We start from the raw sequence: 25,617 nt of genomic DNA on the forward strand, positions 1-25,617 counted from the left end.
CTTTTCCGCCGTTGGCCCGCGCCTTGCTTAACCACGGGCCATGTGGCGCAAATTCACCCGGCTGTTCGTCATCAAGACCAAGTTCGAGGCGTTTCTGGTCATCTACGGCCTCGGCCTCGGCGCGGCCGAGCGCGGCGTGCATTATGTCGAGCAATATCATGGCAGCGTCGGTGGCTGGATGCTGTTCGCGGTCTGCCCGGTCGCGGTGTTCATGGCGGGCGCGCGCATCCTCGATTCGGTCGAGCACAGCGACTGGAACTGACTCGGCTTACGCGGCGGTGGCCGGGATAGCGCGAGGTGCGCTATCCGGGGCGGTACCGCGCCCGGCATAGCGCCGCGCCAGCGTCGCGCAGACGAACAACTGCGCCTGATGGAACAGCATCAGCGGCAGCACGATCAGCCCGACCGCATGGCCGGGAAACAGGATCGCCGCCATCGGGATGCCGCCGGCCATGCTTTTCTTGGAGCCGCAGAACACGATCGCGATCTCGTCCTCGACCGAAAAGCCGAGCCGGCGGCTGACGACCGTCGTGATCGCCAGCACCAGCGCGAGGATGAACAGGTCGACCGCGAGCACGCCGGCGATGCTCTCCGGGGAAAGCTGGTGCCAGATGCCCGCGACCATGCCGGCGCTGAACGCGGCATAGACGACGACCAGCACCGATCCGCGATCGACCACCATCGTCAGCACCGGCTGGCGCAGCAGCCATGCACCGATCCACGGCCGAAGCACCTGCCCGACGACGAACGGCAGCAGGATCTGAACCGCGATATCCTCCAGCGCCTTGAGCGAGAAGCCGCCGCTCGCCACCGGCAGCAGTTGCGAGACGAGGATCGGCGTGATGATGACGCCCAGCATGTTCGACAGCGACGCCGCGCACAAAGCGCCCGGCACGTTGCCACGCGCGATCGAGGTGAAGGCGATCGACGATTGCACGGTCGAAGGCAGCAGGCACAGGAACAGCAGCCCGGCCAGCACGTCCGCCGACATCACGCCCCGTAGCGAAACCGTCACCGCGACGCCGATCAACGGGAACAGGATGTAGGTGCTGGCGAAGATCAGCGTTTGCAGGCGCCAGTGCGACATCCCGGCCCAGATCGCCTCGGGCTTGAGCCGCGCGCCGTAGAACAGGAACAGCGCCGCCACCGCGACGTTCACGCCCCGCTCGACCCACACCGCCGCATCGCCGCGCGCGGGCAGCACGGCAGCTAGGACGACGGTGGCGATCAGCAACAGCAGATAGCGATCGATACGGCGGAGGAAGGTGGGCATGCGGCTATCTCCATAGCCCGTTCGTCCTGAGCGAAGTCGAAGTGAACGGGTGTGTAGGAGCGATGTAAACCTCTCATCATCATGCACAATTGCGATGGCAGCAATAACAGTCATCACGTATACGTATAACCATGATCCCGCCCGACCTGCTCGCCGCCTTCGTCGCCGTCGCCGACGGGCGCAGCTTCACCCGCGCCGCCAAGGCGCTCGGGCTTCGGCAATCGACCGTCAGCCAGCAGATCGGTCGGCTCGAAACGCTCGTCCGCCGCCGTCTGGTCGACCGCGACACGCACCGCGTCGCGCTGACGGTCGATGGCGAGATGCTGCTCGATCACGCGCGCCGTGTGCTCGATGCGCAGGCGCGGCTCGAAACCAGCCTTTCCGATCAGCCGCTTCGCGGGCGGCTTCGGCTCGGCGCGTCGGAGGATTTCGTGCTGTCGGCCTTGCCCGACGTGCTGGCCGCGTTCGCGCGGCGCCACCCCGATGTCGATCTGGAATTGAGCGCCGGGCTGAGCCACAATCTCTACGACGCGTTCGATGCCGGCTTGCTCGACGTGATCATCGCCAAGCGCAAGGCCGGCGACCGGCGCGGCACAACCGCGTGGCGCGAGCCGATCCGCTGGGTCGCGCACCCCGATTTTCGCGTCGATCCGGCAGCGCCCTTGCCGCTGCTGCTCTATCCGCCGCCGAGCGTTACCCGTGCGCAAGCGATCGAGACGCTGGAGCGGGTCGGGCGGAGCTGGCGCATCGCCTTCACCAGCGCGAGCCTGACCGGGCTCAGCGCCGCCGCGCGTGCCGGCATCGGCCTGATGCCGCACTCGGCCCGGCTGATGCCCGCGCAACTTGCCGTGGTCGCCCCCCACCCGAGCCTTCCGGCGCTTCCCGAGATCGAATTCGTCATGATCGGGCCCGGCGCCGGCAACCCGGTGGCCGCGGCGCTCATCGCCGCGATGCTCCACTGGGCGGGTGTGGAGCGCGCAGCCCTTGCCTGACCCCGCGCATTCGTCCCGAGCGCGGGCGGCCTCGACTTCGCTCGCCACGAACGGTTAAGGATCGGGTCACGATATCGTTGCGCCTTCGGCACCAACTTCCCCCTAGAGGCGTTCACGAACCCGAATGATCAAAGTCGCCAGCTACAACATGCACAAGGGCATCGGCCTGGATCGCTTGCGCGATCCGCGCCGCATCCTCGATGTGCTGTGCGAACTCGATGCCGATGTCATCGCGCTTCAGGAATGCGACCGCCGCTTCGGCACCAAGGCGCGCGTCATCCCGCAGCATCTGCTTGAGGAGCATAGCGGGTGGCACGCGGTGCCGTTCGGCCGCAACACCGCGAGCATGGGGTGGCACGGCAACGCCATCCTCGTCCGCAAGACCGCAGAGGTGATCGATCACCAGACGATCCACCTGCCCGCGCTGGAGCCGCGCGGCGCCGTCTCCGCCGATCTGCGCGTCGATGGCACGGCGATCCGCGTGGTGGGGATGCACCTCGATCTCTCCGGCCTGTGGCGCAGGCGGCAGGCGCACACGATCATCGCGCACGTCGAATCCGGCACGCACCCGATGCCGGCGGTGTTGATGGGCGACCTCAACGAATGGACCCCGAACGGCGGGTGCCTGCGCGATTTCTGCGCGCATTACCCCAGCGCACCGACCGGCCCGAGCTTTCACGCGCGCCGCCCGGTCGGCCGGCTCGACCGGATCATGGCGTCGCGCGCGCTGCGTGTCGTCGAATGCGGCGTCCATTCCAGCGCAACCGCCCGCCGCGCCTCGGACCATCTGCCGATCTGGGCGGTGCTCGAACCGGTCTGATCCTGCGCGATCGTTTTCGCACTGGCGTTCATGGACTGGCAAAGCGCGGCAAAGCGGGTTAACCGTTACGCATGCAGTTCCTCAAGACACTGTTCTGGTGCCTCCTCGCGTTCGTCGCGGCGATGTTCACACGCAACAACTGGACGACGGTGCCGGTCAATCTGTGGGGTGGGCTGATCGCCGAGATCAACCTGCCGCTGCTGCTGCTCATCACCTTCCTTGTCGGCTTCGTGCCGATGCTCGGCGTATATCATGCCGCGCGCTGGCGGATGCGCAGCCGCCTCGCCACCGCCGAACGCACGATCGCGACGCTGCGCGAGGTGGTCGCCACGCCCGCCGCCGTTGTCGTCGAGGCCCAGCCGATCGCGATAACCACCGAATCCATCGCGCCCGAAAGCCGTTTATGACCAACCGTATCTTCGTCGCGCTCGACACGCCGGACATGGCGCGCGCCCGCGCGATCGCGCAGCGCGTCCGCCACCATGTCGGCGGCATCAAGCTCGGGCTCGAATTCTTCATGGCGAACGGCCGGCACGGCGTGACCGAGATGCACGAGCTCGGCCTGCCGATCTTCCTCGATCTCAAGCTGCACGACATCCCCAACACCGTCGCCAAGGCGATCCAGGCGCTGCGCGGACTCGATCCGGCGATCCTGACCGTCCACGCTTCGGGTGGCCGCGCAATGCTGGAGGATGCCAAGGCCGCCGCGCCGCTCGGCACCAAGGTCGTCGCGGTGACGACGCTGACCAGCCTCGATTCGAACGATCTCAGGTCGATCGGCTGCGCGAATGCCCCGCACGACCAGGTGTTGCGGCTGACCGAACTCGCGCGCGAGTCCGGCGTCGACGGCATCGTCTGCTCGGGCGAGGAAGTCGCGGCGGCGCACAAACTCTGGCCCAAGGGTTTCTTCGTCGTGCCCGGCGTGCGCCCGGCGGATGGCGAGATCGGCGACCAGAAGCGCGTGGTGACGCCCCGCGCCGCGCTCGACGCCGGCGCGTCGATCCTGGTGATCGGCCGTCCGATCACCGCCGCGAGCGATCCCGATGCGGCGGCACGGGCGATCAGCGCGACACTGTGACGACACGCTGGGCGAAGCCGCAGCGAAGCTGCGGCCAGCCGAACCGGGCGCGTCCGGCCGGCGGCGCTACAGCGCCGACCGACGACGCGGCCTTTGCCCGCGGCGCTTGAGGAGACCAAACGATCGCCATGATCCGCACCGCCCTTCCCACCGACCTGCCCCACCTCCATCCGGTCATCGAGCGCGCCTATCGCGGCGATGCGGCGCGCGCCGGCTGGACTCATGAGGCCGACCTGCTCGACGGCGAGCGCACCGATCTTGCCACACTCGAAGCGATCGTCGCCGATCCTGCCACGCGGTTGCTGGTCGCGTTCGACGGCGACACGCCGATCGGCTGCGTACAGGTGAGCGACCACGGCGCCGGCACCGCCTATCTCGGATTGCTGTGCATCGAACCGCGCCGGCAGGCCGCCGGTCTGGGTCGGCAGTTGATCGCCGCCGCCGAGGGCACCGCCCGCGACACGTTCGCGGCGCACCGCATCGAGATGACCGTTATCGAGAACCGCACCGAGCTGATCGCCTATTACGAACGCCGCGGCTATGCGCGAACCGGCGAGCGCCGCGATTTCCCGGTGGCGGTGCATCCGCCGCTGTTCATGACGGTGTTGTCGAAGCGACTATAGACGAAGCGCACCATTGCCATGCTGCGCTGATCAGCTATCGCCGATCCGTGAAAGATATCGACCAGTTCGCGCGCGACACCGTTATTCTCGGCGACGTTGCGGAAATTCGCGCGATCCTGAGCGCCGTCTGCGACCGCACCGGCATGGGTTTCGCCGCGGTCGCGCGCATTGCCGAGCAACGCTGGATCGCCTGCCAGGTGGCCGACAAGATCGACTTCGGGCTGGAACCCGGTGACGAACTCGTCCTGAAATCGACGATCTGCGACGAGATTCGCGAAAGCGGGAAGCTCGTCGTGATCGATCATGTCGCGGCCGATCCGGCGTGGCGCACGCACCATACGCCGGCGATGTACGGTTTCGAGAGCTATGCCTCGATCCCGATCCTGCTCGCGGACGGCAGTTTCTTCGGTACGTTGTGCGCGATCGATTCCGCACCACGAAGGCTCAACTCCGCGGACATGGTGGCGACGTTGTGCGGGTTCGCCGAACAGGTCGCCACCATCCTCAGCGCGCGGATCGCGCTCGGGACTACGGCCGCGCCGGGATCGATAAGCCGCGCTGGACGGCCGGCCGTGCCAGCCCGCGGTCTAGCCAGGCCTTGACGTTGGCGAAGCGGTCGAACGCGACGAGATCGCCCGCCTCGTAGAAATTGACCAGCCCGCGCACCCAGCCGAGCGTGGCGATGTCGGCGATCGTATAGTCGTCGCCCATGAACCACGCGCGCCCATCGAGCACCCGGTCCATCACGCCAAGCAGGCGCTTCGCCTCGGCGACGTAGCGGTCGCGCGGGCGCGTGTCCTCGATGTCCTTGCCGGCGAATTTCACGAAATAGCCGACCTGCCCGAACATCGGCCCGACGCCGCCCATCTGGAACATCAGCCATTGGATCGTCTGATAGCGCCGCGCCGGATCGGTGGGGAGGAACTTGCCGGTCTTCTCGGCAAGGTACAGCAGGATCGCACCGCTCTCGAACAGCGCGAGCGGCTTGCCGCCGGGGCCGTCGGGATCGAGGATCGCGGGGATCTTGCCGTTGGGGTTGAGCGATTCGAACGCCGCCGAATGCTGGTCGTCGGCGCCGAAATCGATCGCGTGCGCCTCATAGGGAAGCGCGCATTCCTCCAGCATGATCGCCACTTTCACGCCATTGGGCGTCGGCAGCGAATAGAGCTGCAACCGGTCGGGATGCTGCGCCGGCCAGCGTGCGGTGATCGGGAAACCGGCGAGCGGCGTTTCGGTGGACATGGGTGAGTCTCCTTTGCGGCGCAGATATAGGGCGTGTCGCGCCGCACCGCACCTCGGCGCGGGTGAAACCGTCTGTTCCCAAGCCGTCAGCACGCGGCTATGGCGCGTCGATGCAGGCGACAGACCTCCGCGTTGCCCTCTTCAGCGGCAATTACAATTACACAAGGGACGGCGCCAACCAGACGCTGAACCTGCTCGTCGGCTATTTGCTCAAACAGGGCGCGGCGGTGCGCGTCTATTCGCCGGTCAGCCGCAAGCCGGCCTTTCCGCCGGTCGGCGATCTCGTCGGCACGCGCTCGGTCAAGATGCCCGGCGGTCGCGCTGAGTACAAGCTCGGGCTGGCGATCGATGCGCGCGTGCGCGCCGATCTCGATGCGTTCGCGCCCAATCTCGTCCACGTATCGGCGCCCGATTTCCTCAACCACTCGGCCGTCCGCTATGCGCGGGAAAAGGGCATACCCGTGGTGGCTTCGTACCACACGCGGTTCGAGACCTATGTGCAATATTACGGCATCGGCTTCGTCGCGCCGCTGATCGTCAAGGTGCAACGCAAATTCTACCAGAGCGTCGACGAGGTGCTCGCGCCCAGCCAGATGATGGGCGAGATCCTGCGCGAATGGGGCGTGACGACGCCGGTGACGCGCTGGTCGCGCGGGGTGAACCACGATCGCTTCAACCCGTCGCGCCGCAGCCTCGAATGGCGGCGCTCGCTCGGCATCGGCGACGACGAGATCGCGGTCGGTTTTCTCGGGCGGCTGGTGAAGGAAAAGGGCCTCGACGTGTTCGCCAAGGCGATGCACGCGCTTGACGCACGGGGCGTTCCGCACCGGACTCTCGTGGTCGGCGAAGGCCCCGCTCGCGACTGGTTCGCCAAGGAAATTCCCGACGCGGTGTTCGCCGGGTTCGTGACCGGCAACGATCTCGGCCGCGCCGTCGCCTCGATGGACGTGTTCTTCAACCCGAGCGTCACCGAAACCTTCGGCAACGTCACGCTGGAGGCGATGGCGGCGGGCGTTCCGGTGGTGGCGGCACGCGCGAGCGGTGCGGTCGGGCTGCTGGAGGAAGGCGTGACCGGGCTGATCGTGCCGCCGACCGACATCGAGGGCTATGCCAACGCGCTGCAACGCTTCTGCGAGGACGAAACGTTCCGGCTCGGCGCGGGCCGGGCCGGCGTGGCCGAAGCGGCGGGGTATAAGTGGGAGCGGATCAATCAGGTCGTGCTCGACACCTATCTGCGCGTGATCGAGCGGACGCGCGCGGCCGAGCCAGTGCCGGCGCACTGCTGAGCGATTCCCCAATGACCGACGCCCGCCTGAGCAGCCCGGCCGCCCTTCGCAATCGCGATCCGATTCTCGACGTTCTCAAGTCGGTGCTGCCCGACAGCGGCACCGTGCTGGAGATCGCGAGCGGATCGGGCGAGCATATCGTCCATTTCGCCGCCGCGTTGCCGGGGCTGACCTGGCAACCGAGCGATCCGTCAGACACAGCGCGCGCCTCGATCGCGGCGTGGCTGACGGCGGAGCAACCGGCGAACATCCTGCCACCGCTGGACGTGGATGCGTCCGCGAACGACTGGCCGGTCGCAGCGGCGGACGCGGTGCTGGCGATCAACATGGTCCATATCAGCCCGTGGGCGGCAACGCTCGGATTGCTCGCTGGCGCGTCGCGACTGTTACCGGCGGGCGGGCCGCTGTTCCTGTACGGGCCGTACCGCCGCGGCGCGGAACCGATGGCGGCGAGCAACATCGCGTTCGACGCGGACCTGAAGGCGCGCAATCCCGAATGGGGCATTCGCGATCTGGCCGTCGTGGCGGCCGCCGCCGATACGCTCGGGCTGAGTTTGGACCGGGTTGTGGAGATGCCGGCGAACAACCTCTCGGTGGTGTTCGTGCGGCGGTGAGCCAGCCCAACCCGTACCGTCGGTAGGAGGCCGTGCCCTCCTCCACGTCGCTCGACACGAACGGTTGGCAGATGGTTTCGTAAGACTACACCAGCCCCCGCGCCCACCCGACGATGGCGCTGGCCGGCATCGCGCCCGATTGTCGCGCAAGCTCGCGGCCACCTTTGAACAGGATCATCGTCGGGATCGAACGGATCGCGTAGCGCGCCGCGATCGCGCTTTCCGCCTCGGTGTCGAGCTTGCCGAGCCGCATCCTTGGCTCCAGATCACGCGCGGCAGCGGCGAACGCCGGCGCCATCTGGCGGCACGGGCCGCACCATTCCGCCCAGAAATCGACCAGCAGCGGCAGATCGCCCCTGCCCGCATGCGCGTCGAAATTGGCGGCGGTCAGCGTCAGCGGAGCGGCCTGGAACAAGGCCGCGTGGCAGCGCCCGCAGGTGCCGCCCGCGCCGAGCTTTTCCACGGGCACGCGGTTGGCGCTCGCGCAGGCGGGACAGATGACGATCTTGCTTTCACTCATAAGCGCAGATGTAAGCCTCATAGGTGGATTGCCAAGCACCACGCGATTTCGTAATGCACGCGATACATCAAGAGTTGGGGCGACGCCCGACGCCAACCTGCCTTCCGGGCAAGGTGGCACTTCCATCAGGAAGGATGTGGCCGATCCGGCAACCAAACGGACCCAGCCACAGACAAGCGTCCGCTCCGTCAGAGGACCGAACGCCCGTGCCGATCAAGATTCCCGACGATTTGCCCGCCACCCGCACGCTGGAAGCCGAAGGCATCACCGTGATGCGTGAGACCGAGGCCGCGCGGCAGGATATTCGCCCGCTTCGGATCGGGCTGCTCAACCTGATGCCCAACAAGATCAGCACCGAGACCCAACTCGCCCGGCTGATCGGTGCGTCGCCGCTCCAGATCGAGCTGACGCTGGTGCGGATGACCGACCATGTCGCGCGCAACACCTCGGCCGATCATATGGCGGCATTCTACCGGCCGTGGACGGACGTGCGCGACGAGCGGTTCGACGGCTTCATCATCACCGGCGCGCCGGTCGAGAAGCTGCCGTTCGAGGACGTGCGCTATTGGGGCGAGATGCGCCAGATTTTCGACTGGACGCAAAGCCACGTGCATAGCTGCCTGACGATCTGCTGGGCGGCGCAGGCGGCAGCCTATTATTTCCACGGCATCGGCAAGCATCCGCTGGAAGCGAAGGCGAGCGGCGTGTTCCCGCACCGCAACCTCGCCCCCGCCTCGCCCTATCTGCGCGGTTTCTCGGACGATTTCGCGGTGCCGGTCTCGCGCTGGACGGAGGTGCGGCGCGAAGACGTGTTGCGCGCGCCAGCCCTGCGCATCCTCGCCGACAGCGATGAGACCGGGCCGTGTCTGCTCGAAGACCCCGCGTGGCGGCGGCTGTATATGTTCAACCACCTCGAATACGACACCAATACGCTCGCCGATGAATATGCGCGCGATCAAGGCACGGTGCCCGCGCACTACTTCCCCGACGATGACCCAACGCGCCCACCGCCGAACACGTGGCGCAGCCATGCGCATCTGCTGTTCGGCAACTGGATCAACGAGATTTACCAGACCGCGCCGTTCGACCTGGGCGCGATCGGCCCGGTGACGCGGGCGGCGGCTGCGTGAGCGAAGTCGAGCGGCATATCCCCGGCGAATAGGTTTCGGCCTATTTCACCGGCTGCGCCGTATCCGCCGTCCAGCCGCCACCCAGCGCGAGGAACAGGCTCACCTGGGCATCGACCAGCGCCGCCTGAGCGCTCGCCAGCGACGCTTCGGCGTTCGCGAGTGTCGCCTGTGCGCTCAACGTATCGAGGAAGGTGCCGCGGCCGAAGCGGGTGAGCCGGTTGGCTTGCGACACGGCACGCGCCGCGCTGTCGCGCGCGCGGGTGAGGTCGGCGACCTGATCGCGGGTGCGCGCATACGCGGACAAGGCGGTTTCGGTCTGGCGCAACCCCTCCAGCACGGTGCCGTCGAAGGTGGCGAGTGCCGCATCGGCCTGCGCGCCCGCCACCGCGATCTGCGCGCGAACCAGCGTGCGGTTGGGAAAGGTCCAGCTAATCAGCGGGCCGAGCGAGAGATTGAAAGCATCACCGACCCGTAGCGGGGACAGTGGCCCGGTGAACCCAGCCGATCCGCCGAGAGTGACTTGCGGATAGAGGTTGGCGGTGACGACGCCGATCCGCGCGGTCGCCGCCGCGAGCGAGCGTTCGGCGCGGCGGATATCGGGGCGGCGCCGGATCAGCGCGGCACCGTCGCCGACCGGCACGACGCTGCGGACGAGCGGCAGCTTCTGGCAATTCTCCACCGCGCGCGGATAGTTGGCGGGCGCGCGGCCGAGCAACGCGGCAAGTTCGAACAGCGAGGCTTGCCGCGCCGCGACCAAAGCCGGCAATTGCGCCTGGCTCTGCTCGACCGCAGCCTCGGCGCGCGTCACGTCGAAAGCGGTGTTGCGCCCGCCGCGCTGAAGCCGGCGCGTCGCGGTAAAGGTCTGCTGCTGGATGCCGATCACGCGGTTGGCGGCGGCGATACGGACGTTGGCGGTGCAGGTGGATGCGTAGGCGCGCGTCACCGCCGCCGCGACGGTGACGCGGACCTCGTCGCGTGCCGCCTCGCTCGCCTCGGCATCGGCCTGCGCCGCTTCTATCGAGCGGCGAATACGGCCGGCGAGATCAAGCGGATAGGACAGGCTGCCGCCGAGATCATAACCGACCTGGCCGGGCAGCCCTTGGCCCGTGCCATACGGTCGCGCCAGTGACGCGCCGCCGGAGAGGCCGGTCTGGATGGTGCGTTCCGACTGCGCCTCGCGCACGACCGCGCTGGCCGCGCGCAGGTTCGCATCGGCGGCGCGCAGATCGGTGTTGGCGGCAAGGCCTTCGCTGACCAGGCTGTCGAGCAATGCGTCGTCATAGAGCCGCCACCAATGATCGGGCAGCGGCACCGCCGCGAACGCCTTGTCCTTCGCACCGACGAAGGCACCGTTGGCGGCGGGCGATCTGGCGGCGGCGCCTTCGGGCAGATGATAGTCGGGTCCGGCGGTGCAGGCCGACAACCCCGCCGCCAGCACCGCGATCGAGACGATGCGCCGGTTCATCGCGTCGCGCTCGGCGTCGGCGTCGGGCGCGGTTTGGCGAGCGTAGGCTGCGGCGCGGGCGGTTCAAGCGTTACCGTTGCGGTGCGGCCCGAGATCAGCCGCAGATCGGCCGGCACCGAGTCGATCTTGACGCGCACCGGGATACGCTGGGCGAGCCGCACCCAGGAGAAGGTCGCGTTGACGTTGGGCAGCAGGTTGCCGGTGTTGGTGCGCTCGCTGTCGCTGATGCCGGCGGCGATGCTCTCGACATGCCCCGTCAGCACGCGCGGGTCGCCCATCAGCCGCACCTTGGCGGCCGCGCCGGGGCGGACGTTGCCGAGCTTGGTCTCCTCGAAATACGCCTCGATCCGCAACGAATCGGCATCGACCAGCGCGAGCGCCTGCTGACCGGCGGCGACATAGTCGCCGGGATGGAGATCGAGATTGGTGATCGTGCCGTTGACGCTCGCGCGGACCTGCGTTCGGGCGAGGTTGAGGCGCGCGGTATCGGCCTGCGCCTCGGCCTGGGCGAGCGCGGCCTGTGCGGTGGCGACGCGGGCGACGTTCTGCTCATGCGCCTCCGCCGCGACGAGATCGCCGAGCGCGAGATCGCGCGCCGCCTCGCGCCGGTTCTGCGCCAGTGTCGCCCGCGCGCTGGCGATCGCCGCCTGCGCCTGTTCGAGCGCGAGCGCATATCGCGGGCGATCCACCACGAACAGCAGATCGCCGGTGTGGACGATCTGGTTGTCGCGCACCGCCACCGTGGTGATCAGGCCGCCGACATCGGGGGTGACGCGCACCACGTCGGCGCGAACGCGCCCGTCGCGCGTCCACGGATCGACCTCGTAGCGGCGCCACAGCCACAGGGCGACGAGCAACGCGATGAGGACCAGCACAAGCGTCGCCGTGAAGCGGCCGGCTGGGGCGAGATACCGAGTCCAACGTTTCACAGCGCAACTCCCGGGGGCGCGAAGGCGAGCACCAGCCCGCCGAGGATGAGGATATAAAGCGCCAGATCGACCAAAGGACGATAGGCGAAGATGCGGTACAGGCCGGTCAGCGCGAACAGCCGCGAGACCAACGCCACCAGCACCGCCGCCGCCACCACGAGCAACAGCAGGCCGGGCACGTACACGCCCAACAGGCTTACCTCGCCGGTCATGCCGCCGCCTCCGCATAGCCGGGCGCGGCGGGGAACAGGTTGCGGCGCAAACTGGTGAGCGCGAGCAGCGCGTCGCGCCGCTCGTCGGGCTGAGGATCGGCGGCGAAGGCGGTCATGGCGGCGTCGATCGCGGTGAGCAGGTCTGGATCGTGAACCGCCGGCTGGTCGAGCGAGCGGGCGCGGTAATGTTCGCTCACCCGCGCCAGCACCGAATCGACGATGCCGCGCCCGAAATCGCCTGCGGCGAGCTTCACACGGCGCAACCCGGCGACCGAGATGCCGACGCGAAGATCGACCAGCACGTCGAACAGCGGCCGCCCCGGATCTTGCCCGCGCGCGACGAGGCGCGGCGCGAGCAGCCCGATCCGGTCGAGCATCTTGCTGACCCAGCCGATCTCGTCGGGTTCGCCGGGCAGCAGGCTGCGCCGCGCGAGATCCCGCCAGCCGGCGCGGATCAGCCGCGCGCTGCTTCGCTCGGCGCCGACCGTCTGGAACAGCCCGACCGTGACGACGGCAAAGGCCGTGCCGACGAGTTGCGCGACCGCGCCATTGGCGAAGCTCACGAAATCCCCCACGTAATTGGCGTTGAGGCCGATCAGATTGGCAAGACCGAGCACTACGCCGAGCGAGATCAACGTATATTTCGGGATCGCGAGGAACGCCCCCAGCATCAGGAACATCGGCGCGAGCACGGCGGCAAGGGTGACGAAATCGGTCACGCCGGGCAGGATCGCGAACAGATAGATCCCAGCGATCACCACGCCGATGATCGAACCCCACAGGAACGTGCGGATCGCCGGAGCGGGATTATCGCTGTTGCCGAACAGCGCGCAGCACACGCCGGCGATCAGCACCGCGCCCGCGCCATCCGGCCAGCCCGAATAGATCCAGAACGCGCAACCAAGCACCATCGTCGTGATCGTGCCGAACGCGGCGCGCAACGCGACAAGCCGGTCCCGGTGGAACGTCCGCTTCGAGGCGCTGCGGAGCGCGTCGCGAACGACGGGCGTGATCGCGGCGCGGCTCGGCGAGCGGATCTGGTCGCGCAGGTCGCGCACCGCGCGGTGCGACTGGACAAGATCGGCGAGCCGCGACGCGAGGCTGAGGATCAGCGCGTCACGCCAGACGAGTGGTGCCGTCATCGGCGGCTCCTCCGCCCGGATTTCGGCGACCAGCGCCTCGACGAACGTTGCGCGCTCGACGAACGAACTGGCAGGCACGGCGAGCCAGCCGCACGCGCGATCGATCAGCGCGGCGAGCCGCTCGGGCACACCGCCGTGCGACTCCAGTTCGACGATCCGATCCTCCACCGCGCTGGCGAGCGGGAGAAGCAACGAAAGCTGGTCCTGCAACGCGCGCACGGTGCGGACCCGCGGCAGGAAGCGCGCGGTATCGAACGGCAGGTGTGTGGAAAGTTGGTGAAGCTCGTTGACGTCGAGCGCGAGCCGGCGGCGTTCGCGCAGCACCGTCTCGTTCGGCGCGCCGGTGAGCGCGTCGCGCGACCAGCGTTCGACGTCGGCGACGATCGCGTCGACTCGCGCGAGCAGACGCCCCGCCACGCTCTGCGGGAAGACGAGCGCATGAACGAGGCTGCCGCACAGGATGCCGAGCGAAATCTCCTCGACGCGCAACACCGATGTCTGAAAGATCTGCCCCGGCGCGGCGACGCTCGGGAAGCCGATGATCGAGGCGGTATAGCCCGCCAGCAGGAACACGTAGCTGCGCGGCGTCCTGTCCTGCAACGAGATGAACAGGCACAGCCCGAGCCAGAGCGCGAGTGCGAGCGACAGCAGTTCGGGCGCGTTGACAAGATTGGGCACCAGCACCACCGCCGCCGCCGCGCCCAGCACCGTGCCCATCAACCGGAACACCGCCTTGGAGATGACCGCCCCGGCAAGCGGCTGCGCGACGATGTACGACGTGCTGACCGCCCAATAGGGGCGCGTGAGGCCGATCTTGAGCGCGATGTAATACGCAAGCATCGCCGCGATGAAGCTCTTGAGCGAGAAAAGCGCGATATCGAATCCGTAGCGATCGTTCATTTCGCGCTCGCGACGATGGCGGCCGCGCTCATGCGGTCCAGCACGGCGGCGGTGATGGCGAGCGTGTCCTCGTCGATATCGCCGAGGATGCGTCGGCGCAGCGCGGCGAGCGAGCGTTCGCTTGCCGCGACGATCGGGCGGGCGCGGTCGGTGAGTGCAAGCTTCTTGCTGCGGCGGTCATGGTCGTCGAGGGTGCGCGTGACGAGGCCCTGTTCGACGAGTTGATCGAGCAGGCGCACCAGCGAGGGCGCGGCGATCTCGGTCGCCTCGGCGAGATCGGTGAGCCGCACGTCCGGGCCGATACGCCCGAGATGGGTAAGCACCCATGCCGTCGCCGCCGACAGCCCCTGCCCCTCCAGCGCCTCGTCCGCCAGCTTCCGCCACATGCGCGCGAGGGGCAACAGGCGCCCGGCGATCTGCGCTTCGAGGGAAGTTCTGTTCGCAACCATTAGGTTCCTAATTATTACGCCCCGCCGAATTTACAAGCGTCGAGACGCGGCCTTCCGCCGAATCGCGTTCGCGGCGCGACCCGGAAAGGCGCGATCGTAACCGTCCGCCGGAGTATCGGAAGATACCGGAAACCCGTTTTGGTTTCCATGTGTTACGACGCTGGCGGCACATCTCCCGCCCGCCAGCGCGGGTGTTTCACCATCGCCTGTTCGAACAGCGCCGAGTCGCACTGGCGCGCGAGCCACGTCCGCACACGCGCGACCGGCTGCGCCGCGAACCAGTCGGGATCGACGGCGGCGAACTGGCGCACGAACGGGAAAATCGCGATGTCGGTCAGCGAACGCCCGTCGCGGCACAGATCCGCATGCGCCGAGAGCCGCACCTCGAGCGGCGCGAGCAGAGCCAGCGCGGCCGCGCGGTGTTCGCGCGGATCACCGCCATGCCGGTCGGGATATTTGTAGCGGTCGAGGTGATGCTTGAACGCGCCGTCGTTGGTGGCGATCAGCGCGGCGTCATCGCCCGCGAGCCAGCCCTCCGGGTCGTGACGGGCGAGCGCCCAGCGCATGATGTCGAGGCTCTGATCGATGACCGCTCCGTCGTCGGTCACCAGCACCGGCACGGTCGCCTTGGGCGAGACGGCGATCAGGTCGGCGGGCTTGTCGCGCAACACCACCTCGCGGATTTCGCAGCGCACGCCCGCGACGATCAGCGCCATCCGTGCGCGCATCGCATAGGGGCAGCGCCGGAAGCTGTAGAGTATGCTCACCGATGCAACCCGGCGAGCGCGATGCCGGCGAGGTTCTGCGTGCGCTTCACGTGCCGCACGCGCAATTTCAGCCCCGCCGCCGCCGCGACGAAGCTGGTCGCGTGGCCCGGACGTGCGCGCCCGGCGAGCGCCGCCCCGGCCTGGTTCACCACCGCCACCGAATCGCCCAGCAGCACCGCCTCGTCCAACCCGAGCGACCGCAGCACCGCCACCGCGCGCAGCAACGCGTGCCACTCCGCGTCCATGCTCGATCCCTCGCCGAGATCACGGTCGATCGTCACCACACCGCGCGCGACGACCGCGATCTCAAGACGACCCGGATTGGGCCGACAGCCGCCGTCGAAAAAGATCCGTATCCGTGCCACGCCGCGTCCTATCCTCCGCCACGCACCAGAGCCAGCGGCTTGCCAAGCACGCCGCCTGCCGCCACGAACGCTGGCATGACCAAGCCGATCCGCCCGCGCCGCTCGATGCTCTACGTTCCCGGTGACAAGCCGCGCGCGCTCGAAAAGGCGAAAACGCTCGCGTGCGACGCGATCCTGTTCGATCTGGAGGACGCGGTCGCACCGGAGAACAAGGCGCGCGCCCGCGACGGGATCGCCGAAGCGGTGCGCTCGGGCGCCTATGGACGTCGCGAGTTGATCCTGCGGGTGAGCGGGCCGGACTGCGCCGAGGATTTCGCGCTGGCGAGCGCACTGCCGATCGACGGCGTGCTGCTGCCCAAGGTCGAGTCGCCTGCGACCGTGGCGGATGCGGCGGCGCGGATGCCGCATCCGATCTGGTGCATGATCGAAACGCCGCTCGGCGTGCTGCGCGCGGCTGAGATCGCCGCATCTTCGGATCGTCTGGCGGGGTTCGTCGCGGGCACCAACGATATCACCAAGGATTTGCACGCGCGGCACACACCGTCGCGCACGCCCCTGCTCACGGCGCTGTCGCTGATGGTGCTGGCCGCGCGCGCGTATGGGCTGGCGGTGATCGACGGCGTGCATCTCGATCTCGACGATCTCGACGGGTTCGAGGCGGCATGTCGGCAAGGCGCGGACCTCGGCTTCGACGGCAAATCGCTCGTCCATCCCAATTCGATCGCCATCGCCAACCGGGTGTTCGGTCCTGCCCCGGAGGAGATAGCGCGCGCCCGCGCGATGGTCGCGGCATGGGAAGAGGCGCGCGCGCAGGGTCTCGGCGTCGCCCGGATCAACGGCGCGATGGTCGAGCAACTCCATGTCGACGACGCCAATCGCCTGATCGCGCTGGCCGACGCGATCGCACGCGGCTGATCGCATGACCATCGCCGACATGCTGCGCCGCGCCGCCGAGGAGGACGGCGATCGGACCGCACTGGTCTGCGCAGGCCGGCGCTGGAGCTATGCCGCGCTGTGGGCAGCGGCGCAGGGTGCGGCGACGCTGTTCCGGGAGAGCCGCGCGCAACACGTGGCGCTGCTGGATGGCAATGGTGAAGCCGGCGTGATCGCGCTGTTCGGCGCCGCGCTCGCCGGGGTGCCGTTCGCGCCGCTCAACTACCGCCGCGCGGACGCCGATGTCGCCGCGCTGCTCGACCGGATCGCGCCGGCGTGGCTGATCGCCGGCGACGACCGGGCGACGCGGTTGGGCGCCGCGGCGGGAGCGACCGTGTCCAGTCCGGCTGCGTTCGTGGCGACGGCGCAAGCGGCCGCGCCCGCCGCGATCGACGGCAATCGCGAGGACATCGCCGTCCAGATCTTCACCAGCGGCACCACCGGCGCGCCCAAGGCGGCGCTGCTGCGGCACACGCACCTGCTCGCCTATGTCGCCGCCACCGCGACGCCCGCGCCGGCGGGCGCGCACGAAGGCTCGCTGGTCAGCGTGCCACCCTATCATATCGCCAACGTCGTCGCCTTGCTGACTGCCATCCAGGCGCGCCGCCGGCTTGTGCTGTTGCCCGCGTTCGAACCGGCGGCATGGCTGCGGCTGGCCGTTGCCGAGGCGCCGACCTATGCGTTCGTCGTGCCGACGATGCTCGCGCGCATTCTCGACCTTCTGGAGGACGCCGGGCAGGAACGCCCCGCGTCGCTGGCGGCGATCTCCTACGGCGCCGGGCCGATGCCGCCAGCGCTGCTCGAACGCGCGCTAACGCGCTTCCCGGACGTGCGCTTCACCAACGCGTACGGCCTCACCGAAACCTGCGCGACGATCGCCTCGCTCACGCCCGACGATCATCGCGCCGCGCTCGCCAGTCGCGATCCGGCCATGCGCGCCCGGCTGCGATCCGCAGGGCGACCGCTCCCCGGCATCGAAATCGAGATTCGCGATGCTTCCGGCATCCCCCTTCCCGCCGGCGCGCGCGGCGAGGTGTATGCGCGCGGCACGCAGGTTTCGGGCGAGTATCGCGACCGCGACGCGCGCGACTCCGGCGGCTGGTTCGCCACGCGCGACCTCGGCTGGCGCGATGCCGATGGCTATCTGTTTCTCGCCGGCCGCGCCGACGACGTGATCGTGCGTGGCGGCGAGAACATCTCGCCCGGCGAGATCGAGGCGGTGCTGCTCACCCACCCCGCCGTCGCCGAGGCGTGCGCGGTCGGCCTGCCCTCCACCGAATGGGGCGAGAGCGTCGGCGCGGCGCTGGTGCTGCGGCCCGGCCATGCCGCGCCCGACCCGGCCGAGATGCAGGCGCTCGTCAAGGCGCGGCTACGCTCCTCGCACGTGCCGGAGCGGATCGCGGTGCTCGACGCGCTGCCGTACAATGATCTCGGCAAGCTGCTCCGCCGCACCGTGCGCGCGTCCCCCCTACTCAGGACGCCTCCAAGCCTGTAAGCGGCGCGGCATCATGACAGACTACAGCTCCGACCTGCTCCGCCTGCTCTCCAGCCGCGGCTACATCCACCAGCTTACCGACGCGCACGGCCTCGATGCGCTCGCGGCTAAGCAGATCGTGCCCGGCTATATCGGCTTCGATCCGACCGCGCCGTCGCTCCACGTCGGCAGCCTCGTCCAGATCATGATGCTGCGCCGGCTCCAGCAAGCCGGCCACAAGCCGATCGTGCTGATGGGCGGCGGCACCGGCAAGATCGGCGATCCCTCGTTCAAGGACGAGGCGCGCAAGCTGCTGACCGACGACACGATCGCCGCCAACGTCGCCTCGATCAAGCGCGTGTTCGAACGCTTCCTCACGTTCGGCGATGGCCCGACCGATGCCGTGATGGTCGACAATGCCGACTGGCTCGACAAGCTCGAATACATCCCGTTCCTGCGCGAGATCGGCCAGCATTTCTCGGTCAACCGGATGCTGAGCTTCGATTCGGTCAAGCTGCGGCTCGATCGCGAGCAATCGCTGAGCTTCCTCGAATTCAACTACATGATTCTCCAGGGCTACGATTTCCTGGAGCTGACGCGCCGCGCCGGCTGCCGCCTGCAAATGGGCGGATCGGACCAATGGGGCAATATCGTCAACGGCATCGAGCTGACCCGGCGCGTCGCCGGCGAAACCGTGTACGGCCTCACCACGCCGCTCATCACCACGGCCGACGGCGGCAAGATGGGCAAGACCATGTCGGGCGCGGTGTGGCTCAACGAAGAGCAGCTCTCGGCCTATGATTACTGGCAGTTCTGGCGCAACACCGACGACCGTGACGTCGGGCGCTTCCTGCGGCTGTTCACCGATCTGCCGCTCGACGAAATCGCGCGGCTGGAAGCGCTCGAAGGCGCCGGCATTAACGACGCCAAGAAGATCCTCGCCGATGCGGCCACCGCGCTGTGCCGTGGCGAAGCCGCCGCCGCCGAAGCCGCCGAGACCGCGCGCCGTACCTTCGAGGAAGGCGCTGCCGGCGATTCGCTGCCGACTTTGGCGGTGGATGGCAGTATCGGCATCCTCGATGCGCTGGTCGGGCTCGGCCTCGTCGCATCGAAGGGCGAGGCGAAGCGGCTCATCAAGGGCGGCGGCGCGCGCGTCGGTGACGACAAGGTGAGCGACGAGGCGCTGATCGTGACGGTCGGCGCCGATCCGGTGCGAATCGCCGCCGGCAAGAAGCACCACGGGCTGCTCGTCGCTGCGGCGTAAAACTACACCGCGATGACGCTAAGTAACCCCGCTCGTCCTGAGTAGCTGCCGAGTAGCCCGAAGGGCGTATCGAGGTAGCGTATCGAAGGACAGGCCCCGCGCGTCAACTGTGCTTCGATACGGGCTCTCGATACGGTGCAAGCGCCTACTCGATCCCTACTCAGCACGAACGGGGGAAGGTGATGTCATCCGCCTCTAACGGTCGCCCTTCATACGCCGCTGGTGGTACTTCAGCCGTACCGCCACGGCGGCGAGCATGTGCAACGCGCCGAGCGAGAGCAGCACCAGCGGGAGGACCGTCGGAATCGCCGGGTAGCGCGTGCGCTGGAGCGCGGCGAGCAGCGCGCCCGCGACCGCCAGCGCGACACCCATCAGCCGCACGGGCCGGGCGACCGCGCGCAGCTCGCGGGCATAAGCCGCGCGCTGGGCGGGATCGGAGAGGTCGGGCGGTGTCATTTCGTTGGCCATTCGCTTGCGAGCAGGCCCCAGAGATGGGTGTCACGCACGCCGATATGCGTTTCCCAGTCGGCGCGCAGCAAACCTTCAAGCGTGAAGCCGAGCGATCGCAGCAGCCGGTTCGACGCGTCATTCTCAGGGTCGGTATCGGCGAACACGCGCCGCGCCCCCTCTTCGCGGAACAGCAGGTCGAGCAGGCGCGATACGCCCTCGCGGGCATAACCCCGCCCCCAATGTGCGCGCGCCAGCAGATAGCCGATCTCGACTACGCCGGGCCGCTTCTCGCCCGCTGCAAGCGTGCCGATCGCGGTATCGTCGTCCGCGAGAGTCATGACCCAGCCACGCCACGGCGATGGGCCGCTCCGCGCGGTAAGATAGTCGCGCGTCTCCGCGACGCTGGCATGCGGACCATTCGACCAGAAGCGCATCAGCTCGACGTCGCGATAGGCGAGATGCAGCGCCTCGGCATCCTCGACTCGCTGCGGCCGCATCACGAGCCGCTCGCTCGCGAAGATATCGGTCATGCGACCAGCGCTTCGACCAGCGCACGCACCTTCTTCTGCCGCCACTGCGGCAAGGGCGCGATCAGCCAATAGCCCTTGGCGAACGGCTTGGGGCCGCTCGCGACCACCACACGCCCGGCGGCGATGTCGGCCGCGGCGAGCAATTCGGGCACGGTCGCGCGACCCAGCCCCTCGGCGGCCGCGTCGATTGCCAGGCCGGCATCGCCGACGCGGACCAGCGACACCGCCTCATCGTTCAGGCATCCCGGCCAGGAAATCCGGGTATCGACGCCGCCACCCGGCCGCTCGACCGTGACCATGCCTTCGGATTCGAGCGCTTCACCCTCATGCTCGCCGGGGCCGTCGCCCCAGCGGATCGCGAGATCGAGATTGGCCTCGGTGAAGTCGATCGTCTCATCCGCCGATACGATCGCGAAGCGCAGTTCGGGGTCCGCACGCGCGATCTCGGCGAGGCGCGGCATCAGCCATTTTTCGGTGAAGTCACGCGGCGCGGCGATGGTGAGCGACTTGGAGGTTTGCCCGGCCTGCATCGCGCGGACGGCCTCCTCGAACTGGAGGAAGCCGGTGCGCAGCGCCTCGAGACCGGCCTCGCCTTCGGGCGTCAATTCCAGCCCGCGCGTGGTGCGGCGGAACAGCACGACGCCGAGCGTATCCTCGAGCGCGCGGATCTGCTGGCCGACCGCTGCCGGCGTCACCGCCAATTCGTCGGCGGCGCGGGTGAACGATAGATGCCGCGCGGCGGCATCGAGCACGCGCAGGCCGTTCAAGGGGAGGTGGGTGCGTTTCATGCCGTCTTCTCCCCTCCCGCTTGCGGGAGGGGTCGGGGGAGGGCCTGTCCGAAAGTACGCATCATCGGGCGCACATGCCCTCCCCCAGCCCCTCCCGCAAGCGGGAGGGGAGAAGGTCGCTTCCCTCCCGCTTGCGGGAGGGAAGTCTCACGCCCCCACCGCCGGCGCGAGCAGCGCGAATTTGGGGATCTCCACGTCGAACCCTTCGCCGTCGGCGCCGATCATGTGGTACGTCCCCTGCATCCCCCCGGTCGGCGTGGCGAGCGGGCAGCCCGAGACGTAATCGTAGCTCGCGCCGGGCGCGATCAGCGGCTGTTCGCCGATCACGCCCTCGCCCTCAACCGTATGGCGCGCGCCGCGTCCATCGGTGATGACCCAGTGGCGGGTCAGCAACTGGATGGTCTGGTCGCCCTCATTCTCGATGCGGATATGATAGGCCCAGAACCAGCGCCCGCGCGCGGGCTCGGACTGTTCGGGCAAATAGCTGACCGACACGCGCACCACCACGCCGCGCGTCTCGGCGACGTGCGGGAACAGCGACTTCATCGCGTCGCCGATCATAGCCCGACCTTCGTCAGCGCCTGGTCGAGATCCTCGATCACGTCCTGCGGATCTTCGAGGCCGACGTTGAGGCGGAGCAGGTTTTCGGTCACGCCCATCTCGATCCGCTTGTCCTCGGCGACGCCGTAATGCGTGGTGGATGCGGGGTGCGTCATCAGCGAACGCGAATCGCCGATATTGTTGGAGATGTCGACCAGCGCGAGCGCGTCGAGCAGCCCATGCGCCTGCTTGCGGCCGCCATCGACCTCGAACGCGAAGATCGGCCCGCACGCGTCCATCTGCGCCATCGCGAGGGTGTGCTGCGGATGGCTGGCGAGGCCGGGATGGAGGATGCGCGGCACGCGCGCTTCCAGGAACGCGCCGACTTTCATGCTGTTCTCGCTCTGCCGCCGGATGCGCAGGTCGAGCGTCTCCAGTCCCTTCAGCACCACCCAGGCGTTGAACGCGCTGAGCGTCGGCCCGGTGTTGCGCGTGAACGGCAGCAGCACGTCGTTGATGAACTGGCTGGTGCCGCACACCGCCCCGGCGAGCACCCGGCCCTGCCCGTCCATCATCTTGGTCGCGGAATAGGCGGTAACGTCTGCGCCCCATTCCATCGGTCGCTGCAAGGCGGGCGTAGCGAAGGCGTTATCGACCACCGTGGTGATACCGCGGTCTCGCGCGATGGCGCACACCGCCTTCAGATCGACCACGTCCATCGTCGGGTTGGCGGGCGTTTCGAAGAAGAACACCTTGGTGTTGGGCCGCGCCGCATCGATCCATTGCTGCGGATCGCGCGCATCGACGACGGTGGTCTCGATGCCGAACTTCGGGAGCAACGTATCGGTCAGCCAGCGGCACGATCCGAAAGCGGCGCGCCCGCCGACGAGGTGATCGCCCTGCTGCAACTGGCAGAGCAGAACGGCGGTCATCGCCGCCATGCCGGTCGTCATCGTCCGGCACGCCTCGGCGCCTTCGAGCAAGGCGATGCGGCTTTCCAGCATCTCCACGGTCGGGTTCTGGAGTCGCGAATAGGTCATGCCGACCTGTTCGCCCGCGAAGCGCGCGGCGGCGTCGCCCGCGCAATCATAGCTGTAGCCCGAGGTGAGGAAGATCGCCTCGGAGGTTTCGCCGAATTCGCTGCGCGCGGTGCCGCCGCGCACGGCCTGAGTCGCGGGGCGCCATTGGCGGGTGATGCTCTGGTCTTGTCCGGTACGGCGTTTCATGGCGCACGCTTTGCCGCTCGCGGTCCCTCCCCGTCAATGGTCCGCTTGAAACCGGGGGTGGAAGCGGGAATAGCCGCGCGATGCCAGCGACCGATGAATCCCGTTCCCCCGCGAAAGCGGGGGTCCAGAGCCACGAACGTAGCGCTGCTTGGCTCTGGACCCCCGCTTTCGCGGGGGAACGGCAAGCATGAACACGCGAGCCTTCCTGTCCCATCCGGGCCGAGTCGCCGCGCTGATCGGCGTCACGGCCCAAGCGCTGTTCAGCTACCGGCTGACGATCCCGCATGCGGTGATGTTCGACGAGGTCCATTACGTACCCGCCGCGCGCAAGCTGCTGACGCTGGCCGCACCCGCCAACACCGAGCATCCGTTGGTCGGCAAGGAGATCATCGCCGCCGGCATCGCGCTGTTCGGCGACAACCCGCTCGGCTGGCGCGCTTTCTCCACGCTGGCGGGCACGGCGACGGTGCTGGGCGTGTTCTGGATGCTGTGGCTGATGTTCGGCCGCACGCGCACGGCGGCTTTGGGTGCGGCGTTCGCCTTGCTCAACTTCACGATCTTCATCGAGGCGCGGATCGCGATGCTCGACGGCTTCATGGCGATGTTCGTCGTGCTGGGGACCGGGACGGTGCTGTGGTCGATGCGGGCGCGCTCCGCCGCTGCGGCGTGGCCGCGCTGGCTGGCGGGGAGCGTGCTGCTCGGCCTCGCGGTCGGGGCGAAATGGACGGCGGTGCCGTTCGTCGCCTACGCGGGCGCTGCGTTCCTCACGATCCGGCTGGTCGACGCGCGCCGTGCCGGCCGCTCGGTGTGGTGGGCGCTCAACGCGCGCGGGCACCGGCACTGGCCGGGGCTGGCGGCGGTCCCGGCGCTGATGACGCTCGGGATCGTCTCGGCAACGGTCTATTTCGCGACCTTTGCGCCCGCGCTCTACTATCACGACCTGCCGCTCAGCCTCGACCGGTTGTTGTGGTTCCAGGGCAATATGTACGCGCAGCAGACCGAGGTGCTGCCGAGCCATCCCTACCAGTCGCAATGGTGGAGCTGGCCGCTGATGATCCGGCCGATCTGGTATCTCTACGAATATGTCGACGGCGCGACGCGCGGTGTGCTGATGATCGGCAATCCGGCGGTGTTGTGGGGCGGCCTCGTCGCGGTGGGCGCCTGCATCTACGTCGGCTGGCGCGAGCGGTCGCTACGGTTGCTGGCGGCGGCGGCGCTGTGGGCGGGCGCGTATCTGCCGTGGATCATCATCCCAAAATCGCTCGGCTTTTTCTATTATTACTATCTGCCGAGCGTCTTCCTGCCGGTCGCGATCGCGGCCGCCTTGCAGCGCTTCTGCAAGGGCCGCTTCGCGCGGTGGGACGAAGCCGCGTTGCTGGCCGCGCTCGGGCTGTTCGCCTTCTTCTACCCGATCCTGTCCGCCGCGCCGCTGGCCGGGCCGCAGAGCTTCCACCGCTGGATGTGGTTTCCGAGCTGGCCTTGACCCCCGTCCCCGTTCGTCCAGAGCGAAGTCGAAGGACGTGCCAAAAGCGGAGCGTTTGGGGCACGTGCTTCGACAAGCTCAGCACGAACGGCGGGGCGGCTAGCTCACCAGATGCCGCGTCTCCGCAACCGGCGTCAGCGGCTGGCCGTCCGCGAACCAGGCTTTGAGATTGTCCACGACGCGTTGCCCCATCGCCGCGCGCGTATGCACCGATGCGGAGCCGAGATGCGGCAACAGCACGACGTTGGGCAGCGCGATCAGCGCCTCGGGCACGTTCGGCTCGTCCTCGTAGACATCGAGGCCGGCAGCGAGGATCGTACCGGCTTGTAACGCGGCGATCAGCGCGGGCTGATCGACGACACTGCCCCGCGCGACGTTGATGAACACACCATCCGCACCAAGCGCCGCCAGCACCTCGGCATCGACGATATGGCGTGTGCTTGCACCGCCCGGCACGATCGCGATCAGCACGTCGCTCGCCGCCGCCAGCCCGATCAGAGTGTCGTGATATGCGTAGCTTACGCCATCTTTCGGCGATCTGGTGTGATAGGCGATCTCGACCCCGAACGCCTCCAGCCGGTGCGCGATCGCCTTGCCGATCGCGCCCAGCCCGAGAATGCCGATCCGCCGCCCGCGCAACGTCGGTGAGAGCGGGAACGGCCCCTGCGGCCATCGCCCCTCGCGCACGAAGCGGTCAGCTTGCGGAAGCTGGCGCAGCGTCGCGAGCAGCAGCCCGATCGTCAGATCCGCCACCTCGTCATCGAGAACGCCCGGCGTGTTGGTGACGACGATGCCGCGCTCGGCCGCAGCCGCCGCATCGATAGTGTCGTAGCCGACACCGAAGCTCGAAATGATCTCCAGCGCCGGCAACCGGTCCATCTGCGCGCCGTCGATACGGCCAGCTAGGGTACTCGCGGCCATCCCGCGCACACGCTTGCCGGCATCGGCGAAGAACCCCTGCTTGTCCTCGATCTCCCAGAGCCTGTGGACGGTGAACACCGCCTCAAGCGCGGCGATGACAGAGGGCGGCATCGGCGCGCCGATCAGGATTTCAGGCTTCACGGTCGTTCTCCCGATCCATCCTCTCCGTTCGTCCCGAGCGAGGTCGAGGGACATGCGCAA

General features: G+C 68.3%; 30 protein-coding genes and 1 riboswitch. Of the genes, 14 read left to right on the plus strand and 16 right to left on the minus strand.

All coding sequences use genetic code 11. The features are described 5' to 3' along the window. The first annotated feature begins 40 nt into the window (after positions 1–40). On the plus strand, positions 41–262 hold the full coding sequence (locus J0A91_RS17300) for a hypothetical protein (RefSeq protein ID WP_069205933.1): 222 nt from the start codon (positions 41–43) through the stop codon (positions 260–262). 6 nt (positions 263–268) lie between these two features. On the opposite strand, the gene J0A91_RS17305 is transcribed toward J0A91_RS17300, so the two are convergent. After that, positions 269–1,273 (minus strand): bile acid:sodium symporter family protein, encoded by a 1,005-nt coding sequence (locus tag J0A91_RS17305; protein ID WP_069205934.1) that lies wholly within the window; start codon positions 1,271–1,273, stop codon positions 269–271. A 131-nt stretch (positions 1,274–1,404) separates the two neighbouring features. Between J0A91_RS17305 and J0A91_RS17310 the strand changes: the two genes are divergently transcribed. From J0A91_RS17310 to J0A91_RS17335, 6 genes are all read left to right on the plus strand, one after another. Continuing rightward, positions 1,405–2,265: a LysR substrate-binding domain-containing protein gene (locus J0A91_RS17310; protein WP_069205935.1), complete on the plus strand. Its 861-nt coding sequence runs from the start codon at positions 1,405–1,407 to the stop codon at positions 2,263–2,265. Between the two features lie 124 nt (positions 2,266–2,389). Beyond that, a complete protein-coding gene (locus J0A91_RS17315; RefSeq protein WP_069205936.1) occupies positions 2,390–3,085 on the plus strand; it encodes an endonuclease/exonuclease/phosphatase family protein in 696 nt (231 codons plus the stop codon). 71 nt (positions 3,086–3,156) lie between these two features. Continuing rightward, positions 3,157–3,492, plus strand: a complete 336-nt coding sequence (locus tag J0A91_RS17320) for a lipopolysaccharide assembly protein LapA domain-containing protein (protein WP_069205937.1) — start codon at positions 3,157–3,159, stop codon at positions 3,490–3,492. Next, positions 3,489–4,163: an orotidine-5'-phosphate decarboxylase gene (gene pyrF / locus J0A91_RS17325; protein WP_069205938.1), complete on the plus strand. Its 675-nt coding sequence runs from the start codon at positions 3,489–3,491 to the stop codon at positions 4,161–4,163. Before J0A91_RS17320 ends, pyrF begins: the two co-directional genes overlap by 4 nt. A 128-nt stretch (positions 4,164–4,291) precedes the next feature. After that, positions 4,292–4,786, plus strand: a complete 495-nt coding sequence (locus J0A91_RS17330) for a GNAT family N-acetyltransferase (RefSeq protein ID WP_069205939.1) — start codon at positions 4,292–4,294, stop codon at positions 4,784–4,786. Between the two features lie 47 nt (positions 4,787–4,833). Further along, complete coding sequence (locus J0A91_RS17335; protein ID WP_069205940.1) at positions 4,834–5,388, plus strand: GAF domain-containing protein; 555 nt, start codon at positions 4,834–4,836, stop codon at positions 5,386–5,388. Here J0A91_RS17335 and J0A91_RS17340 read toward each other — a convergent pair. Further along, positions 5,315–6,028, minus strand: coding sequence for a glutathione S-transferase N-terminal domain-containing protein (locus J0A91_RS17340; protein WP_069205941.1), 714 nt, complete (start codon positions 6,026–6,028; stop codon positions 5,315–5,317). The genes J0A91_RS17335 and J0A91_RS17340 overlap by 74 nt on opposite strands. A 110-nt stretch (positions 6,029–6,138) precedes the next feature. On the opposite strand from J0A91_RS17340, the gene J0A91_RS17345 reads away from it, so the two are divergent. After that, positions 6,139–7,314 (plus strand): glycosyltransferase family 4 protein, encoded by a 1,176-nt coding sequence (locus tag J0A91_RS17345; RefSeq protein ID WP_069205942.1) that lies wholly within the window; start codon positions 6,139–6,141, stop codon positions 7,312–7,314. An 11-nt stretch (positions 7,315–7,325) separates the two neighbouring features. Further along, the gene (locus tag J0A91_RS17350) at positions 7,326–7,928 is read left to right on the plus strand and encodes a DUF938 domain-containing protein (RefSeq protein ID WP_069205943.1); all 603 of its coding nucleotides are present in this window, start codon (positions 7,326–7,328) and stop codon (positions 7,926–7,928) included. Positions 7,929–8,013: 85 nt separating this feature from the next. Here J0A91_RS17350 and trxC read toward each other — a convergent pair whose 3' ends face one another. After that, positions 8,014–8,448 (minus strand): thioredoxin TrxC, encoded by a 435-nt coding sequence (gene trxC / locus J0A91_RS17355; RefSeq protein ID WP_069205944.1) that lies wholly within the window; start codon positions 8,446–8,448, stop codon positions 8,014–8,016. Between the two features lie 59 nt (positions 8,449–8,507). Next, a riboswitch (SAM-I-IV-variant riboswitch) is annotated at positions 8,508–8,614 on the plus strand. Positions 8,615–8,654: 40 nt separating this feature from the next. Here trxC and J0A91_RS17360 point away from each other — a divergent pair. After that, positions 8,655–9,578, plus strand: a complete 924-nt coding sequence (locus J0A91_RS17360) for a homoserine O-succinyltransferase (RefSeq protein ID WP_069205945.1) — start codon at positions 8,655–8,657, stop codon at positions 9,576–9,578. Between the two features lie 40 nt (positions 9,579–9,618). Here the strand turns inward: J0A91_RS17360 and J0A91_RS17365 are convergent, their stop codons facing one another. The 7 genes from J0A91_RS17365 to J0A91_RS17395 form a co-directional block, all read right to left on the minus strand. Further along, positions 9,619–11,043 carry an efflux transporter outer membrane subunit gene (locus J0A91_RS17365; RefSeq protein ID WP_206364922.1) on the minus strand — a complete coding sequence of 475 codons (1,425 nt, stop codon included), beginning with the start codon at positions 11,041–11,043 and terminating at the stop codon, positions 9,619–9,621. Beyond that, positions 11,040–11,918, minus strand: a complete 879-nt coding sequence (locus J0A91_RS17370; protein ID WP_420852837.1) for an efflux RND transporter periplasmic adaptor subunit — start codon at positions 11,916–11,918, stop codon at positions 11,040–11,042. The genes J0A91_RS17365 and J0A91_RS17370 overlap by 4 nt, the downstream gene beginning before the upstream one ends. 50 nt (positions 11,919–11,968) lie before the next feature. Next, positions 11,969–12,184, minus strand: a complete 216-nt coding sequence (locus J0A91_RS17375; RefSeq protein ID WP_069205947.1) for a DUF1656 domain-containing protein — start codon at positions 12,182–12,184, stop codon at positions 11,969–11,971. Next, the gene (locus tag J0A91_RS17380) at positions 12,181–14,226 is read right to left on the minus strand and encodes an FUSC family protein (RefSeq protein ID WP_069205948.1); all 2,046 of its coding nucleotides are present in this window, start codon (positions 14,224–14,226) and stop codon (positions 12,181–12,183) included. Before J0A91_RS17380 ends, J0A91_RS17375 begins: the two co-directional genes overlap by 4 nt. Continuing rightward, entirely contained in the window at positions 14,223–14,675 is a 453-nt protein-coding gene (locus J0A91_RS17385) for a MarR family winged helix-turn-helix transcriptional regulator (RefSeq protein WP_069205949.1), read from the minus strand. Before J0A91_RS17385 ends, J0A91_RS17380 begins: the two co-directional genes overlap by 4 nt. A 152-nt stretch (positions 14,676–14,827) precedes the next feature. Further along, positions 14,828–15,403 carry a glutathione S-transferase gene (locus J0A91_RS17390; protein ID WP_069207441.1) on the minus strand — a complete coding sequence of 192 codons (576 nt, stop codon included), beginning with the start codon at positions 15,401–15,403 and terminating at the stop codon, positions 14,828–14,830. Between the two features lie 35 nt (positions 15,404–15,438). Beyond that, positions 15,439–15,807 (minus strand): ribonuclease HI, encoded by a 369-nt coding sequence (locus J0A91_RS17395; protein ID WP_069205950.1) that lies wholly within the window; start codon positions 15,805–15,807, stop codon positions 15,439–15,441. Positions 15,808–15,882: 75 nt separating this feature from the next. Here J0A91_RS17395 and J0A91_RS17400 point away from each other — a divergent pair, with 75 nt between their 5' ends. The 3 genes from J0A91_RS17400 to tyrS are packed head-to-tail and all read left to right on the plus strand — an operon-like array spanning position 15,883 to position 19,478. After that, positions 15,883–16,722 (plus strand): HpcH/HpaI aldolase/citrate lyase family protein, encoded by an 840-nt coding sequence (locus J0A91_RS17400; RefSeq protein ID WP_069205951.1) that lies wholly within the window; start codon positions 15,883–15,885, stop codon positions 16,720–16,722. 4 nt (positions 16,723–16,726) lie between these two features. Then, on the plus strand, positions 16,727–18,235 hold the full coding sequence (locus J0A91_RS17405; protein ID WP_069205952.1) for a class I adenylate-forming enzyme family protein: 1,509 nt from the start codon (positions 16,727–16,729) through the stop codon (positions 18,233–18,235). A 13-nt stretch (positions 18,236–18,248) separates the two neighbouring features. Continuing rightward, positions 18,249–19,478 carry a tyrosine--tRNA ligase gene (gene tyrS / locus J0A91_RS17410; protein WP_069205953.1) on the plus strand — a complete coding sequence of 410 codons (1,230 nt, stop codon included), beginning with the start codon at positions 18,249–18,251 and terminating at the stop codon, positions 19,476–19,478. Between the two features lie 195 nt (positions 19,479–19,673). Here tyrS and J0A91_RS17415 read toward each other — a convergent pair whose 3' ends face one another. From J0A91_RS17415 to J0A91_RS17435, 5 genes are all read right to left on the minus strand, one after another. Next, complete coding sequence (locus tag J0A91_RS17415; RefSeq protein WP_069207442.1) at positions 19,674–19,934, minus strand: hypothetical protein; 261 nt, start codon at positions 19,932–19,934, stop codon at positions 19,674–19,676. Continuing rightward, a complete protein-coding gene (locus tag J0A91_RS17420) occupies positions 19,931–20,458 on the minus strand; it encodes a GNAT family N-acetyltransferase (RefSeq protein ID WP_069205954.1) in 528 nt (175 codons plus the stop codon). The genes J0A91_RS17415 and J0A91_RS17420 overlap by 4 nt, the downstream gene beginning before the upstream one ends. Beyond that, the gene (locus J0A91_RS17425) at positions 20,455–21,246 is read right to left on the minus strand and encodes a LysR family transcriptional regulator (RefSeq protein WP_069205955.1); all 792 of its coding nucleotides are present in this window, start codon (positions 21,244–21,246) and stop codon (positions 20,455–20,457) included. Before J0A91_RS17425 ends, J0A91_RS17420 begins: the two co-directional genes overlap by 4 nt. A gap of 147 nt (positions 21,247–21,393) precedes the next feature. Then, a complete protein-coding gene (apaG, locus tag J0A91_RS17430) occupies positions 21,394–21,792 on the minus strand; it encodes a Co2+/Mg2+ efflux protein ApaG (RefSeq protein WP_069207443.1) in 399 nt (132 codons plus the stop codon). Positions 21,793–21,803: 11 nt separating this feature from the next. Beyond that, a complete protein-coding gene (locus tag J0A91_RS17435) occupies positions 21,804–23,012 on the minus strand; it encodes a trans-sulfuration enzyme family protein (protein ID WP_069205956.1) in 1,209 nt (402 codons plus the stop codon). Positions 23,013–23,199: 187 nt separating this feature from the next. Here J0A91_RS17435 and J0A91_RS17440 point away from each other — a divergent pair, with 187 nt between their 5' ends. Continuing rightward, positions 23,200–24,495: a phospholipid carrier-dependent glycosyltransferase gene (locus J0A91_RS17440; RefSeq protein WP_069205957.1), complete on the plus strand. Its 1,296-nt coding sequence runs from the start codon at positions 23,200–23,202 to the stop codon at positions 24,493–24,495. A gap of 99 nt (positions 24,496–24,594) precedes the next feature. Here the strand turns inward: J0A91_RS17440 and J0A91_RS17445 are convergent, their stop codons facing one another. Beyond that, positions 24,595–25,557, minus strand: a complete 963-nt coding sequence (locus J0A91_RS17445) for a 2-hydroxyacid dehydrogenase (protein ID WP_240502058.1) — start codon at positions 25,555–25,557, stop codon at positions 24,595–24,597. Positions 25,558–25,617: the final 60 nt, after the last annotated feature.

It is taken from the genome of Sphingomonas panacis (assembly GCF_001717955.1).
Taxonomy (GTDB): Bacteria; Pseudomonadota; Alphaproteobacteria; order Sphingomonadales; family Sphingomonadaceae; genus Sphingomonas; species Sphingomonas panacis.

Coding starts and splice junctions, on each gene's coding strand:
- J0A91_RS17300 (WP_069205933.1), top strand. CDS start 41: ATGTGGCGCAAATTCACCCGGCTGTTCGTCATCAAGACCAAGTTCGAG.
- J0A91_RS17305 (WP_069205934.1), bottom strand. CDS start 1,273: ATGCCCACCTTCCTCCGCCGTATCGATCGCTATCTGCTGTTGCTGATC.
- J0A91_RS17310 (WP_069205935.1), top strand. CDS start 1,405: ATGATCCCGCCCGACCTGCTCGCCGCCTTCGTCGCCGTCGCCGACGGG.
- J0A91_RS17315 (WP_069205936.1), top strand. CDS start 2,390: ATGATCAAAGTCGCCAGCTACAACATGCACAAGGGCATCGGCCTGGAT.
- J0A91_RS17320 (WP_069205937.1), top strand. CDS start 3,157: ATGCAGTTCCTCAAGACACTGTTCTGGTGCCTCCTCGCGTTCGTCGCG.
- pyrF (WP_069205938.1), top strand. CDS start 3,489: ATGACCAACCGTATCTTCGTCGCGCTCGACACGCCGGACATGGCGCGC.
- J0A91_RS17330 (WP_069205939.1), top strand. CDS start 4,292: ATGATCCGCACCGCCCTTCCCACCGACCTGCCCCACCTCCATCCGGTC.
- J0A91_RS17340 (WP_069205941.1), bottom strand. CDS start 6,028: ATGTCCACCGAAACGCCGCTCGCCGGTTTCCCGATCACCGCACGCTGG.
- J0A91_RS17345 (WP_069205942.1), top strand. CDS start 6,139: ATGCAGGCGACAGACCTCCGCGTTGCCCTCTTCAGCGGCAATTACAAT.
- J0A91_RS17350 (WP_069205943.1), top strand. CDS start 7,326: ATGACCGACGCCCGCCTGAGCAGCCCGGCCGCCCTTCGCAATCGCGAT.
- trxC (WP_069205944.1), bottom strand. CDS start 8,448: ATGAGTGAAAGCAAGATCGTCATCTGTCCCGCCTGCGCGAGCGCCAAC.
- J0A91_RS17365 (WP_206364922.1), bottom strand. CDS start 11,043: ATGAACCGGCGCATCGTCTCGATCGCGGTGCTGGCGGCGGGGTTGTCG.
- J0A91_RS17375 (WP_069205947.1), bottom strand. CDS start 12,184: ATGACCGGCGAGGTAAGCCTGTTGGGCGTGTACGTGCCCGGCCTGCTG.
- J0A91_RS17380 (WP_069205948.1), bottom strand. CDS start 14,226: ATGAACGATCGCTACGGATTCGATATCGCGCTTTTCTCGCTCAAGAGC.
- J0A91_RS17385 (WP_069205949.1), bottom strand. CDS start 14,675: ATGGTTGCGAACAGAACTTCCCTCGAAGCGCAGATCGCCGGGCGCCTG.
- J0A91_RS17390 (WP_069207441.1), bottom strand. CDS start 15,403: ATGCGCGCACGGATGGCGCTGATCGTCGCGGGCGTGCGCTGCGAAATC.
- J0A91_RS17400 (WP_069205951.1), top strand. CDS start 15,883: ATGACCAAGCCGATCCGCCCGCGCCGCTCGATGCTCTACGTTCCCGGT.
- J0A91_RS17405 (WP_069205952.1), top strand. CDS start 16,727: ATGACCATCGCCGACATGCTGCGCCGCGCCGCCGAGGAGGACGGCGAT.
- tyrS (WP_069205953.1), top strand. CDS start 18,249: ATGACAGACTACAGCTCCGACCTGCTCCGCCTGCTCTCCAGCCGCGGC.
- J0A91_RS17415 (WP_069207442.1), bottom strand. CDS start 19,934: ATGACACCGCCCGACCTCTCCGATCCCGCCCAGCGCGCGGCTTATGCC.
- J0A91_RS17420 (WP_069205954.1), bottom strand. CDS start 20,458: ATGACCGATATCTTCGCGAGCGAGCGGCTCGTGATGCGGCCGCAGCGA.
- J0A91_RS17425 (WP_069205955.1), bottom strand. CDS start 21,246: ATGAAACGCACCCACCTCCCCTTGAACGGCCTGCGCGTGCTCGATGCC.
- apaG (WP_069207443.1), bottom strand. CDS start 21,792: ATGAAGTCGCTGTTCCCGCACGTCGCCGAGACGCGCGGCGTGGTGGTG.
- J0A91_RS17435 (WP_069205956.1), bottom strand. CDS start 23,012: ATGAAACGCCGTACCGGACAAGACCAGAGCATCACCCGCCAATGGCGC.
- J0A91_RS17440 (WP_069205957.1), top strand. CDS start 23,200: ATGAACACGCGAGCCTTCCTGTCCCATCCGGGCCGAGTCGCCGCGCTG.